Source organism: Methylobacterium sp. 77 (genome assembly GCF_000372825.1).
Classification (GTDB): domain Bacteria; phylum Pseudomonadota; class Alphaproteobacteria; order Rhizobiales; family Beijerinckiaceae; genus Methylobacterium.
The window spans coordinates 173,175-186,637 of the sequence record NZ_KB910516.1; the positions used below are offsets into that span (position 1 = coordinate 173,175).

Sequence of the window (13,463 nt, forward strand, 5' to 3'; positions counted from 1 at the left end):
CGTCGACGGAGAGGCTTTCGCCGTCCCGTCGACGCAGCATCTCAGGCCCCCTCGAAGCGACCGCTCGCATGAGCGAGCATCGTGTAGACCTTGCCCGTTTCCGAGGTGAGGTAGGCATCGGCCCGCCGCGAGTCGCGATCGTTCTTGGAAACTTCGCCGAGCAGCCGCTCGAACTCCCCGACATAGCGATCCACCGTCCGGCGGAACTCGGCATCGGCCGCGTAGCGCCTGCGGATCTCCTCGAAGGTCTGCCGACCCTGCGCCGTGTAGAGGCGGCGATCGAACAGGTTCGGCTCACCGCGACGATAGCGCTCCCACAACTCCACCGCCGTCTGATGCTCGATCATCTTGGCGATGTCGGTTGAGATCGTCTCGAGGGCCGTCCGGCTCCGCTCCACGGCGGCCTTGTTCGGCTCGGTTCGCGTGGACTCGATTTTGGTCGAATCCGGCTTGTTCGCCTCCGGTCTGGTTGCCTCCGATTTGGCCTGTTCCGCCTTCACCACTCCGGGCTTGGACTGCTCGGCACGATCGGGAGGGGTCTTCGCCGGAGAGGACCCATCCGTGTCGTCATCGAGGGAGGCGCGGGTCAGGAGGTCCGAGAGCCAGCCTCTGTTGTCGCGCCCGCCGCGACCGGCCGGGGCGGGGATGCGCGAGGTTTCACCGGAACGCAGGGGAGCTTGGCTGGCAGCCCGGCCCGTAGCCGCCGGAGCGGAGACGATGCTCATCTGCTGGCCTGTGCGAGGCTCGGGAGCCTTGTCCTCACGGGCTTTCGCTTCAGGAACATTGGCACCGGTCCCGACCGTATCGGGCTCCGCCGGCTTGGGCTTCGCGGCGATCGAGTCCGGAGCCTTGGCCTCCTGAAGCTTCGGGGCCGGAGCGTCGGCCTTGCGCGGCGCGGGGGCCGGCGCGGTCTGTGCCTTTGCGATTGGGGCAGGGCCACCATCCGGCTCCGCCACGTCGACGCCACGCCGCGACCGCGAGACGAGTGATGACAGTTCGTTCAGCGCCTTGATCTGGTCGGACACGACCCGGCGCATCTCACTGGTGGCCTCTTCGGTCTCGCGTGGAATTGCCAGCACGCCGCGCTGCAGATCCGCCCGCGTGGCGTCCAACTCGCGACGAATCTCCGCTGCCATCTCGCGCATACCCGCGACCGAGTCGCCGAAGCGTCCGGCCGCGCCTTCGAACACCACCATCATCTGCTCGGACGCACCGGAGATCGCCGCACGGACGGCGGCGGCAGTGCGCTCGCCCTCGTTGCCGGCATTGTCGCGAAGGCCCTCGAAGGCTCCGGTCACGCTGGCGCCCGCACTCTGGGCCGCATCCGACAAGCTGGTGGCGATACCACGAGCCCGCTCCTCAGCGGAACTGAGGGTCTCGGCCATCAGCGTGTCGAAGCGCGCGGTCTGCTCTTCGAGGGCGCCGGAGCGCGCCTCGATGCGTGTCAGCACCTCCTCCACCGCCTTGTCGCGGTTGGCGAGAAGATCGACGAGGCGCGCCTCGATGGATTCCAGCGAGCCCGCCGCGTTCGTGAGAGTGCCGGAATGGGTGCGGGCGATCTCGGTCAGCGAGCTTCCGCGCGCATCGAGCGATTTGGCGAGGTCGGAAGCATCGCGCAATGCGCCCTCGGCCACCGCCTTGAGCCGATCGACCTGTTCGGCCACGCTGCTGCTGGCGCGCTCGGTCTCGCCGCTGATCGCGGTAAGCGTTGCCTGCACCTGCTCGACCCGGCCCGAAAGGCCCTGTTCGATGGCGCCAAGATTCTCCCCCGCATCGCTGACCAGCTCGCGAAGGGCCGCGTTCGCACCTTCCACCCTATGGAGGACACCGCCGAGTTCGCTGCGAAGCCGATCGCTTGCTTCGTTGAGGGTCGCCAGCGCGCGAGATGCCCCGCCATCGATGGCCGCCAAGAGTGCGTTTCTGGATGCATCCGACTGTTCGGTGAGGTCGCGGACCCGGTCGCGCAGAGTGTCTGCGAGAGGCGTACCGCACTCGTTGAGGATGCGTTCGATCTCCTGGCTGCGCTCTCCAAGCGCCGCAGCAAGCTGGGACGCCGGGCCTTCGACGATGTCGCGAAGGCGCTCGGAATGCGTCGCCATCGCCTCGACGACGAGGTTTCCGCGTCCGTCGATCGTATCCGCGATCGATCCTCCGCGCTCTTCGATGGCACGGGTGATGGTCTCCGCGCTCTCGGCGAGGCGGCGTGACAGCGACTGCCCGCGGGATTCGATCAGCGTAGCCAGGGCCGTCGACCGGCGATCGAAGCCGGCGATCATGTCCTGGTTGCGCCCGTCGATGAGGGCGGCGACGGCCTCGTTGCGCTGATCGAGAGCCGTGGCGAGCGCATCGGCATGGGCCTGCGCCAGGGCGGCGTGGCGGTCGACCCGTTCGTCGAAAGCGGCCAGCATGGTTGCGCTGTGCCCGTCCACCAGAGTGGCATAGGCGTCCTGGCGGTCGTCGAAGGCATTGGCCAGCGCATCGCCGCGTGAGGCGACGAGAGAGGCGAACACCTTCATCCGGCTGTCGATACGGTTCGTGAAGGCCTCGCTGCGGGCATCCACCGCCTCGGTCAGGGCGGTGCCCTGGTTGTCGATGGTGCGGGCGAATGCCGCCGCGCGGCTGTCCACCAGCTGGTCGAGGGCCCGCAGGCATTCGTCGAACAGGGATGCGATAGCCTGAGTGCGGGCATCCACCGATTGGGTCAGCGATAGGCCCTGGTGGTCGATGGTGCTCGTGAACTCCGCCGTACGGTTGTTCATCAGGTCGTCGAGCGCGCGCAGGCGCTCGTCGAATACGGTGGCCATGACCTGGGCGCTGGCCTCGACGGCCTGGCTCAGTGATGTACCGCGATTGTCGATGGTCCGAGCGAACTCCGCTGCGCGGTTGTCCACCAGATCGTCTAGGGCGCGCAGGCGCTCGTCGAAGAGTGCGCCCATGGCATGGGTGCGGTCATCGACCGACTGATACAGGGCGCTGCCCTGACTCTCGACGGTGCGGGCGAATTCCGCCGTCCGGGTCTCCACGATGGTGTCGAGTTCACGAAGCCGATCTTCGAAGAGGGCGCGCAGTGAGCCCGTCCTGTCGTCGAGTGACCGGGCGAGGGTGCCGCCGCGGTCGTCGACCGTGTGAGCGAGCTGCGCCGTCCGGGTCTCGACGAGGTGATCGAGCGCGCGCAGGCGCTCGTCGAACAGAGTGCTCAGCATGGCCGTGCCCGCATCGACCGAGCGGGTGAGGACGGAGCCTTGCGTGTCCAGGGTCCGGACGAATTCGGCCGAACGGTTCGCCACCAGGCTGTCGAGGGCGAGCAGGCGCTCGTCGAACAGGACGCTCATCGCCTGAGTGCGCGCATCGACCCGGTCGGTCAGGGCCTCGGCACGGCCATCCACGAGCCCGTCGAGAGCCGTGAGGACGTCGTCGAACAATGTCCGAAGGCCGAGAGTGCGCGCCTCGACCGATGCTGCGATTTGGGAGCCGCGACCGTCCACGAGCTCGTTGAGGGCACCGATGCGCTCGTCGAACAGCGCGATCAGGTCACGCGTACGGGTTTCCACGGCACCGGCGGCACCGCCGAGGCTGGCCTCGATCGTATCGACGAAGGTCCGTCCACGCTGGTCGAGCGAGTCGTGCAGCGGCGCGAGCCGGTCGTCGAAGCTGCTGGTGAGAACCTGCGAGTGGTCGTCCAGCATGGTCCGGATCTCGTTGGTCCGGTTGTCGAGGAGCTGGTGGACGGTGCGCACGCCCTCATCGAGCAGGCTGCTGATATCGGTGGTCCGCTGGTGCAGCGTCGAGCCGAGCCGGCCTTCGCCCTCGCCCAAGAGCCGGTCCGCATCGGAGACGACCTCGCGCAGGCGAGCGATCACGGTGTCGCTGCGCTGTTCGAGAAGTTCCGCGAGGGATGAACCACCACGATCGAACAGGTGTGCCAGTTCGGTGATGCGGGTCCCGAGAGCCCCGAATACGATGCGTCCCTTCTCGTCGAGTTCCTGGCCCATGGCCGCCGTGCGCTCGTCGATGAGCGCCCCCAGCGCTTCCGCACGGTTCGAGAACGAGGCGCGGATCGCTTCCGCCTGTCCGGCGAGGGCATCGTTGGCATGCCCCGTCCGGCTCTCGATCATCTCCACGAGCTCGCGGGTGCGGTTGGAGAGGTCCTCGTCCACGGCCCGGGTGCGGCTCTCGATGAGGCGGATCGCCTCGAAGGCCTGTGACCCGAAAGTTTCGTCGATGAGGCGGCTGCGCTCCTCCAAAGCCGCGGCGATCGAATCCAGGCGCCCGATCACCCCGGTATCGAAGCGGCCGACGCCTTCTTCCAGTCGATGCGACAGTTCGAGGCTCTGGCGCTCGAAGCGCTCGGCGATCTCGGTGGAGCGGCTTCCCAGGGTGTCGCCCAGGCTCAGGCTGCGGGCGGCGATGTCCTGCGCCATGCCGTCGGCGCGGGCGTCGAGCGTCTGGACGAGGTCACGGCTTCCCTCGACCATGATGCGTGCCATCTCGCCGGTCCGCAGGATCAGAGCTTCGTTGAGGGCCGTGGCGCGGGAGCCGAGCTGCCCGTCGATCTGGTTCACCAGATGGGTGAAGGTCTCGCCGATCTCGGCGGTGCGCTTCACGGAACGCTCTTCCAGGGCGCCAAGCTGGCTCTCCACGGTCTCGCGGGCTTCGCGAGTCCGCTCGGAGATGGTGTCGGCCACGGCCTTGCCCTGCACCGTGATGACCCGGTCCATCTCCTGCAACTGACCGGAGACGGTCTCGCTCAGGGCGGAGGTGTCGCGCGCGATGCGGTCGGCGAGGATATCGCCGCGGGCGATCGTCTCCTGAAGCGCGGCGAGGCGGTCGTTGAGCACGGTGTCGATGGCCTTCGCCCGGCTCTCGGTCGTGTCGGCGAAGCTCGCGCTGCTCTGGGCGAGGGCGTCGTTGACGCGTGCGCTCTGAGCCGTGACGGCCAGGACGATGTCGCGGCCGGTATTGGCCAGCTGACCGTGAGCCTCCTCGGCGTGGCTCGTGATCAGGTCGGTCATGCCGCGGCTATGCGTGCCGAAGGCGGTCTCGACGTCCCTGATCCGGGCGGCGAGCTCGCTGCCGACATTCTCGGCAGCGCGGGCGATCGAGCCCGTCGCTTCGGTGGCCCGGTGAACCAGGGTCTCGTCGATCTCCGCGAGCGTGCGGCGCAGGGCCTCCATCGCGTCCTGCGCGCGTCCTCCCACTTCTCCGCTGAGGCCGCTGGCGGCTTGCTGGAGGAGCTGAGCGGCTTCCTCCGTGCGAGCGGCAAGCTCGCCGGAGGTAGCGGCGAGCCGGCGCTCGAAAATCTGTACCGCTTCGACCGTGCGGGCTTCGAGCTCGCCGGTGGCGCTCGCCGACGAGCGCCGGAGCGCCTGGGCCGCTTCCGCGGTGCTGGCACCGAGCGCCACGGTCGTCTCCTCCGCGCTGCGGCGGAAGATGTCGGCGGCCTCGCTGGTGCGGGACCCGATCTCGCTGCCGAGGGTGTCGAGGACGACGCGAAGGCTCTCGATCGCGCCGGTCGAGCGGGAATCGAAGGTGCTGCCGAGGACGCCGAAGGCACCGGTCAGGGTGAGGGTCGCGTCTTCGACGCGCTGGGTGACGAGCCCACCGACCTGTTCGCCGGCCTTGTTCAGGCGGCGGATGCTGGTGTTGACGACCGAGGCCGTGTCCTCGCCGCTGCTGCGGATCGCGGTGGCGGCCTCCGCCGAGCGGGCATCGATCTCGCCATTGAGGCTCGCCACGGTGCTCCGGAGGTTGTCCACCGTACCCTGGGCCCTGGTCTCGAAATTGGTCCCGAGCGACGCAAGTGCGCCATCCATCGCCAGCGCGGCTTCCTGGGCACGCAGGGTGACGAGGTCGCCGATCCGCTCCCCGGCAGAGGTCAGGTTGCTCTCGAGCGTCCCGCCCTGAACGGTGAGGGTCTCGTGCAGGCGGGCGGAGACGGAGTCGATGCGCTCGGCCAGGATTCCGGCGCGCTCGTCGATGCCGGAGCCGGCATGTTCGATCGACCGCACCAGGTCGTCGCGGAGGGCTCCCGTCCGGGCGGCGAAGGTCTCGACGATGCCCTCGGAAGCCAGCGCCAGACCGGCCTGAGCCTCGCGAGTGCGGCTCTCGATCGCTTGGGAAACACCGCTGCCGGCAGCCTCGATCTCGTTGCGCAGGGCCGTGCCGCGGTGGGTGATGTCCTCGGTGAGCGCTGCACCCGTCGCAGCGAAATGTTCGCGCAGGGCGGTGCCGGTTTCGGCGAAGCGTGCGGTGATCTCGCCACCGGTATTCGAGAAGTTCGTGGTGAGTTCATTGCCCCGGGCGAGGAATGCGCTCTCGAGCCCGCGTGCGGAATCCTCGAAGGTCTGGCGGACTTCGCCACCCTGGCGGTTCAGGCTCTCGATCACCTCCATCCCGGTCTGGGCGAGGGTGCGCGCCACTTGGCCGGCATTGTCCGCCAGCGTCGCGGTGAGCATTCCGCCGGTCCGCTCGAAGGCCAGCGTCACGTCGGCGGCGCGGTTTTCGAGAGATTGCGTCAGCGTGTTGCCGACCTCGGTGAGGCTGCTGCGAACACCTTCACTGGTGCTGGCGAGGCGCTGGACGAGGTCGTCGCCACGATCGGTCACGAGGCCGACCACACGGTCTCCGGCTTCGCCGAGCGCGGCGGTGATGGCATCGCCACGATTGCCCAGTGCCGAAGTGATCGCCTCGCCGCGCGCGTCGAGGGCGCCGGTCACCCGATCGCCGGCGCCGGTCACCGCGGCGACGATGCGCTCGGCCGCTCCGTCGAGCTCCTGGGTCAGGTTCTGATGCGAACCGGTGATCGCGCCGCGCACCCGCTCGGCATTCGCGACGATGGACTCGCGCTGGGCGACCAGTTCGTCCACGAGCGAACGGATACGGATCTCGTTGTCGGAATAGGCGCGCTCCAGGGTCGCGATCTCACCGCGTACCAGGGTCTCCAACTCGCCGGCACGGGCCAGCGCACGCTCGACGCCGTCGCCCACGGCCGCGACCTCGCGGCGGACCGTCTGCGACATCGTGAGGACGGCATCGGTCGAGAAATTCTCGGGCTCGGCGAGACGGATCGCGACCTCGCCCACGGCACGCGCCACGAGGCGCATCTCCTGGGCACGGACCGCGAGCATCGCCATGATCGCGAAGAGGACGACCGGGCCGACCAAGGCAGTCGCGCCGACGGCGGCCTGAAGCGCGGTCATGCCTGTGAAGAAGGCCTTCAACTCGCCCCCCGACTGGTTCCAGACGAGAGCGAGAAGTGCGCCGAACCAGACAGCGGAGGCGAGTGCGGCGAAGATATAAGGCTTGCCGGAGGGGCGAACGCGCAGGGTCTGCTGCAGGATGCCGATGTTCTGGCGGTCGTCATTGGCCACCATCGAGCGGTCGGGCGGCAGCAATCCGCCTTCCCGGCGCGGCCGGTTGCGGTCCGGCGGAGGCAGATCGGAGGCCAGGGGCTGGTCGAGATCGAGGCGCGGAGGAACGAAACGGCCGTTCTGTTCGCTCAACGGATCGCCGTCGCCGACGTCAGGAAGCCGCGGCTCGACACGGGGATCCGTCGCCTGGGTCGAGGGGAAGTCCAGGTTGAGGGCCTGCTCGATGGCGGAAAGAGCCGCCTCGGCCGGGTCCTTGAGCTTCTTTTCCGTGGCCATACAACGCCTCGTTACGCAGGTCGCAGAAGCCGGCCGCATCCGGTGATCGACGACATTTTTACCAATTTACCAAGGAAGTTTAGACCTCGGCGCGAGACCCGGATACCCGAGTGGGTCGAACCGTCCAAAAAACCTTAACGGAATGGTTACCAAGCCTGGTGCCGGCTCCATCCCGTCGGCTTTATGCATGATGCCCCAAGGCTTAAACGGAAGCGAACGATGCCGGGCGCTCCTGTGGATAGCCTGGCCGAACGAAGCCCGATCACGGGGTTCGGTTTAGGCGAGGGGACAATTGACCAGGTTGATCGATCACGCCTACCTCGCCGAACAGACCTTCGGCGACGACGAACTCGCCCGTGAATTGCTGGGGCTCTTCGAGGCTCAATGCCGCCGGCTGCTGCCGGGGATTGCCGATACGGCTATCGATCGATGCGCCCGGGCCGACCTCGCCCACACCCTGAAGGGGTCCGCACTCGGCGTGGGAGCGGGCCGGGTCGCCGAACTGAGCACTGGCATCGAGGATGGATTGAGACGGGACGCCGACGTTCCGGCGGCGGTTCTCGCCGATCTCACCGACGCGGTGGTATCTACCCTGGCGGAAATCGACGCACTTGCCTGATCTTCCCTCCGGTGGAGGGAACGGCTCGGCATCTGCGACGTAAGCGCATGAATGTCGAGCGATCGGGCCGGTGCCGCTTGCATTCGATGGTCCGCCCCTTCAAGGCAGTCGCGCTGCACAACCGGCCACGACGTGTTGTACGAGCCTGGAGTCTTAGATGCCCAAGATCACCTACGTCGACCATGCTGGAACGGCCAGGACCGTGGAAGCCGACGTAGGATCGACCGTGATGGAGGCGGCGATCCGCAACAACGTGCCGGGCATCGACGCGGAATGCGGCGGTGCCTGCGCCTGCGCCACCTGCCACGTCTACGTCGATGCCGAATGGGTAGACGCCGTGGGGCCGGCCGAACCGATGGAGCAGGACATGCTCGATTTCGCTTCCGACGTGCGAGCGACGTCACGCTTGTGCTGTCAGATCAGGATCAAGCCGGAGCTCGACGGTCTCAAGGTCATCACGCCCGCCCGCCAGGGTTGAACGGGCGCGAACCGAGACTCTCGGCGAAGCGCAGCAGGTAACCGTCCGGGTCTTGGACCAGGAACTGCCTGAGGCCGATCTCGATCTCTCCGACCCGATACCAGGCCTCGTGGGCCGGACGGAACATGGGCCAGGAGGCGGATCTTAGGGCCGTCAGGACCGGATCGAGGGCGTCGACCGCGATCTGGAGGTTGATCCCGCGACCGAAGGGGCGTTCGAGATCGCCCGTCAGCCAATGTCCGTTGACGACGTTGAGCATGACCTGGGCTCCGCCCCGTTCGAGATAGGCAAACCCGGTCTCCGGCCGGGAATAGGCCACCGAGAAACCGAGCGTTCCGCACCAGAAGGCGAGGCTCGCGGGCAGGTCGCGGATATCGAGTTCCGGGACGAGCGGGCTGAACCCACCTTTGGGCTGGCGGTCGGACATCGCCCGTGTCACCGCACCAGGGCGCGCATCGCGCCGTCGATCCCCTCGATGTTCAGGGGGAACATCCTGTCCGAAACGATACTGCGGACCATGCCGATCGACTGGGTATAGGCCCAGTGCTCGGTTGGGACCGGATTGAGCCAGACCGATTTCGGAAAGCGTTCCAGCACCCGCTCCAGCCAGACCTGGCCAGGCTCCTCGTTCCAATGCTCCACCGAGCCGCCCTGCATGGCGATCTCGTAGGGACTCATGGAGGCGTCGCCGACGAAGACGACGCGGTAATCCGACGGGTAGGTTCGGATGACGTCGAGGAGCGGGATCGCCTCGTCATGGCGCCGGCGGTTCTCCTTCCACACACTCTCGTAGGGGCAGTTGTGGAAATAGAAGTGCTCGACATGCTTGAACTCGGCGCGTGCGGCGGAGAACAACTCCTCGGCCAGGGCCACGTGCCAGTCCATCGACCCGCCGACGTCGAGGAAGAGCAGGACCTTCACGGCATTGCGCCGCTCGGGTCGGAGGCGAACGTCGAGATAGCCTTTGTTCGCGGTCTCGCGGATCGTCCCGTCGAGGTCGAGCTCATCGGCGGCGCCCGAACGTGCGAACCGGCGCAAGCGCCGAAGGGCCACCCGCATGTTGCGCGTGCCGAGTTCGACCCCGTCGTCGAGATCCTTGAATTCGCGCTTGTCCCACACCTTGACCGCGCGGAAATGGCGGTTGCCGTCCTGGCCGATGCGGATCCCCTCGGGATTGTAGCCATAGTCACCGAAGGGGGAGGTGCCCCCCGTGCCGATCCACTTGTTGCCGCCCTGGTGGCGTTCCTTCTGCTCGGCGAGCCGCTGCTTCAGCGTCTCGAACAGCTTGTCCCATCCAAGCGCCGTCAGCTCAGCCTTCTCGGCATCGGTGAGGTACTTCTCGGCGAGCTTACGCAGCCATTCCTCCGGGATCGCAGCCGGCTCCGTGGCCTCGCCGAGGGTTTCGAACCCCTTGAACACGGTGCCGAACACCCGGTCGAACCGATCGAGATGACGCTCGTCCTTCACCAGGGCCGTGCGGGCGAGGAGATAGAACTCCTCGACGCGCTTGCCCGCGAGGTCGCGGTCCAGGGCTTCGAGAAGCGTGAGGTGCTCCCGCAGCGTGACGGGAACCTTGGCTTCGCGCAGGGCCGTAAAAAATTGAAGCAGCATGGGGCGGAGAACGCGCGAACCGGGCGCCTGGGTCAAGGCCATGTGCGCGAGGCCATGTGCGACCGCGCGCGAGGCGGGATGCCCTGGTGGTTGGCGACGATCGTTTCGACAAGTGGATAACGGATAAAATCCTGACTTCAGCGGGACATGCGGGACGATCCGCTCGTTCGCCGGCAACGAAGCTGGGTATAAGTCCGCTTTTCTGTTGATATCCACCGCAACTGTGTTCGTGACCCCTCCAACATTGTCATTGGAATCAAACAGCTGAGAGTCAGAGTGAACCTCAAGTCAGGGCCGGTGTATTTGGCTGAGTAAGGGTGGACGTTATGGCGCTCGTCTTGCGCTCCTTGAGTGATTTCAAGCGGTTTCTCGCGAAGCCGGGCGCGACGATTCAGATCGTGCGGAACACCTTCATCGAGCGCCAGCCCGCCTCGTTCCAGGACGCCTATCGCGAAAAGGGCATGTACGAGCCCCGAACGGTCCAGGCGATTTCCAAGAAGGCTGCGGTGTTCGCCGTGAAGGGCCATCCGACCACGGTGTGGCTCTACTGGGACAAGGGAACGCGGAACTGGCGCTATTCCGGGGACACCGTGGCGGTTCCCCTCAATACCGGAATCGGGCCACCCGACGAGATCATCTATCGCTGCAGCTTCGCGCCGGGCCTCGAGCCGAAGGCGCGCGCACCGGCCCGTCCGCGTGCTCCGGCCACCGACCCGCCTTCGCCACCGGACAAGCCGACGCCGACGATGCCGGAGCGCGGACAGGGCCGCCTGTTCTGAGCACACGCCGCACGGCGTACGGCCCGGCGAGGCCACTCCTTCACCGAACACTCCGCCCGCCGCGCGCGATGCTGCGTTCGTCCTGCCATTTCGGCCCACGTGACGGAACTTGAGCCGGGGCCGCTGAGGTGATTGATCGGCAGTAAAGGTATAATATCGAGCCCTTCACGGCTCGCAATAGCATTCGTTGCATGCGCAGACGCCAATTGCGTCGCCGCTGGCAGTTATCCACTTTCCAAACGACCGCATCATGCGGCTTTGTATGGAACTATACGGACCGATTTGCAGGTCTCGGCAGTAAGCGAATGACCGGAACCTGACACCATCAAGCGCTCTTCGCCGAGGGCTCTTCTTTCACCGTGGCATCGCGGGTCTCGACGGACTTCCCGGCCTCGACGTTCTTGCCGACCGTACGCCGGGCGCGGAAGGCGGGCCGGACCTCGGTCTCCTTGCGCTTGAGCATGGCGCGGTACTCGTCACGCCGTTCGTGGATCGAAGCGATGACGAGCCCCATGGGGACGCCGACGTCGACGAGCACAGCTTCCGAGAGTTGCAGGGACGCCTCGATCGTCTCCGGCACGGCGTCGTCGACACCCATCTCGTAGAGCGCGGTGGCGTGGCGTGCATCGCGGGCACGGGCGATAATGGTGATGTCGCGCCGCTCGGCGCGCGCCGCCTCCACGACCGCTTCCACCGCCCTCGGATTGTCGAGGGTGACGACGAGGGCGCGTGCATTGGAGATATCGCAGCGGCGAAGCAGTTCCGGGTTGGAGGAATCGCCGAAATAGACCGGGTTGCCCAGGCGACGATGCTCCGAGACGCGGCCCGCATCGGCATCGAGGGCGAGATACGGGATCTTGTGGCGGGTCAACATCTCACCGACCTGACGCCCGACGCGGCCGTAGCCGGCGATGATGACGCGGTTCTGCTGCTTGTCCGGCACCGGCTCGGCCCGTGCGCGACCGAGATTGGAGCGCGACATCCGCTTGCCCAGGCGCCGGGCGAGGCTCGCCAGCCCCGGGATCGCGATCATCGTCACCGTGGTGACGATCAGGGCCGCCTGTCCGAGTCCCTCGGGCACGAGGCCCCCGGCGATGGCGCCGCCGATGAGGACGAAGGCGAACTCGCCGCCGGGACCGAGCAGAAGGGCCGCCTCCAGCGCCACGCCGCGCGAAATGCGGACGAAACGCGCCGCGATGAGGATGACCGCGCCCTTGATCAGGATCAGACCGATCGACAGGCCGAGGATCGTCTTCGGCGCCGCCATGAGCTGGGCAGGATCGAGATTCATGCCCACCGACACGAAGAAGACGCCGAGCAGTAGGCCCTTGAACGGATCGATCGTCGCCTCGATCGCCCGGCGATACTCCGTCTCCGCGAGCAGCAGGCCCGCGACGAAGGCGCCGAGGGTCATCGAAAGGCCGCTGGCCGCCGCGGTGAGTGCCGTCGCGACGATGACGAGGAGGCAGGCCGCCATGAACAGTTCCGGCGAGCGAGTCCGTGCGACGAGCTGGAACAGGGGACGCAGAGCGAGGCGGCCCGCCACCACGATGAGGACGAGGGCAATGGCCGCCTGACCCAGGGCGATGGCGAGCGCACCGCCCACATTCGCGCCGTCGCTGCGGCCGAGGACGGCGATGGCGAACAGCATCGGCGCGACGGCGAGATCCTGGAACAGCAGCACCGCGAAGCTGGCGCGGCCCGCCGGCGTGTTGAGGCGCTTCTGCTCGGCGAGGACCGGCAACACCACGGCGGTCGAGGACAGTGCGAGCGCCAGACCGACGACGATGGAAGCGGCCAGCGGCACCTCGAGCGCGAACAGGATGGCGCCGATGACGAGCGAGGAGGCCAGCACCTGCGCCGATCCGAGCCCGAAGACGAGGCGGCGCAGAGTGCGAAGCCGCTCCCATGACAGCTCGACGCCGATCATGAACATGAGGAAGATCACGCCGAACTCGGCCAGATGCGTGATCTCGGAGCGATTGCCGATGGTGACCACCGACATCCAGGGGATCGTGTCGGCCAGCCGGCCGAGCCCGAACGGTCCGAGAAGCGCGCCGGCTCCGATGAAGCCCAGCACCGGGCTGATGCGCAGCCGATGGAACAGCGGCACCACCACGCCCGCGGTGACGAGAAAGATGATCGCTTCCTTGTAGGATCCGGCGTGAACGTCCGTCATCGAGCTTGGCGGTCTCCCAAGTGGCGGTCTCTCGACGGTGGCCCGTGCGAGGGGTGGCCGGTCCGCCGCGACCGAGGTTCTGCACAGGGAAGTCCGGCTGCGGAAACCCATGGGGGCGAGCCGGCAGCGACAAGACCATGCAGCTCCGAAA

7 protein-coding genes are annotated in these 13,463 nt (G+C 67.2%); 3 read left to right on the forward strand and 4 right to left on the reverse strand.

Annotated features, from left to right (window positions below; genetic code table 11):
- Positions 1-41 precede the first annotated feature (41 nt).
- Positions 42-7,646 (reverse strand): hypothetical protein, encoded by a 7,605-nt coding sequence (locus A3OK_RS0100720; RefSeq protein ID WP_019903017.1) that lies wholly within the window; start codon positions 7,644-7,646, stop codon positions 42-44.
- A gap of 292 nt (positions 7,647-7,938) precedes the next feature.
- Here A3OK_RS0100720 and A3OK_RS0100725 point away from each other — a divergent pair, with 292 nt between their 5' ends.
- Both A3OK_RS0100725 and A3OK_RS0100730 read left to right on the forward strand, forming a co-directional pair.
- Complete coding sequence (locus tag A3OK_RS0100725) at positions 7,939-8,265, forward strand: Hpt domain-containing protein (protein ID WP_019903018.1); 327 nt, start codon at positions 7,939-7,941, stop codon at positions 8,263-8,265.
- A gap of 157 nt (positions 8,266-8,422) precedes the next feature.
- Positions 8,423-8,743 (forward strand): 2Fe-2S iron-sulfur cluster-binding protein, encoded by a 321-nt coding sequence (locus A3OK_RS0100730; protein WP_019903019.1) that lies wholly within the window; start codon positions 8,423-8,425, stop codon positions 8,741-8,743.
- Here A3OK_RS0100730 and A3OK_RS0100735 read toward each other — a convergent pair.
- Entirely contained in the window at positions 8,721-9,170 is a 450-nt protein-coding gene (locus tag A3OK_RS0100735; protein ID WP_019903020.1) for a VOC family protein, read from the reverse strand. The two genes, A3OK_RS0100730 and A3OK_RS0100735, sit on opposite strands and share 23 nt — an antisense overlap.
- A gap of 8 nt (positions 9,171-9,178) precedes the next feature.
- Positions 9,179-10,354: a VWA domain-containing protein gene (locus tag A3OK_RS0100740; RefSeq protein ID WP_019903021.1), complete on the reverse strand. Its 1,176-nt coding sequence runs from the start codon at positions 10,352-10,354 to the stop codon at positions 9,179-9,181.
- A 326-nt stretch (positions 10,355-10,680) separates the two neighbouring features.
- On the opposite strand from A3OK_RS0100740, the gene A3OK_RS0100745 reads away from it, so the two are divergent.
- A complete protein-coding gene (locus A3OK_RS0100745; protein WP_019903022.1) occupies positions 10,681-11,133 on the forward strand; it encodes a hypothetical protein in 453 nt (150 codons plus the stop codon).
- 325 nt (positions 11,134-11,458) lie between these two features.
- Here the strand turns inward: A3OK_RS0100745 and A3OK_RS0100750 are convergent, their stop codons facing one another.
- The gene (locus A3OK_RS0100750; RefSeq protein WP_019903023.1) at positions 11,459-13,312 is read right to left on the reverse strand and encodes a cation:proton antiporter; all 1,854 of its coding nucleotides are present in this window, start codon (positions 13,310-13,312) and stop codon (positions 11,459-11,461) included.
- Between the last annotated feature and the right edge of the window lie 151 nt (positions 13,313-13,463).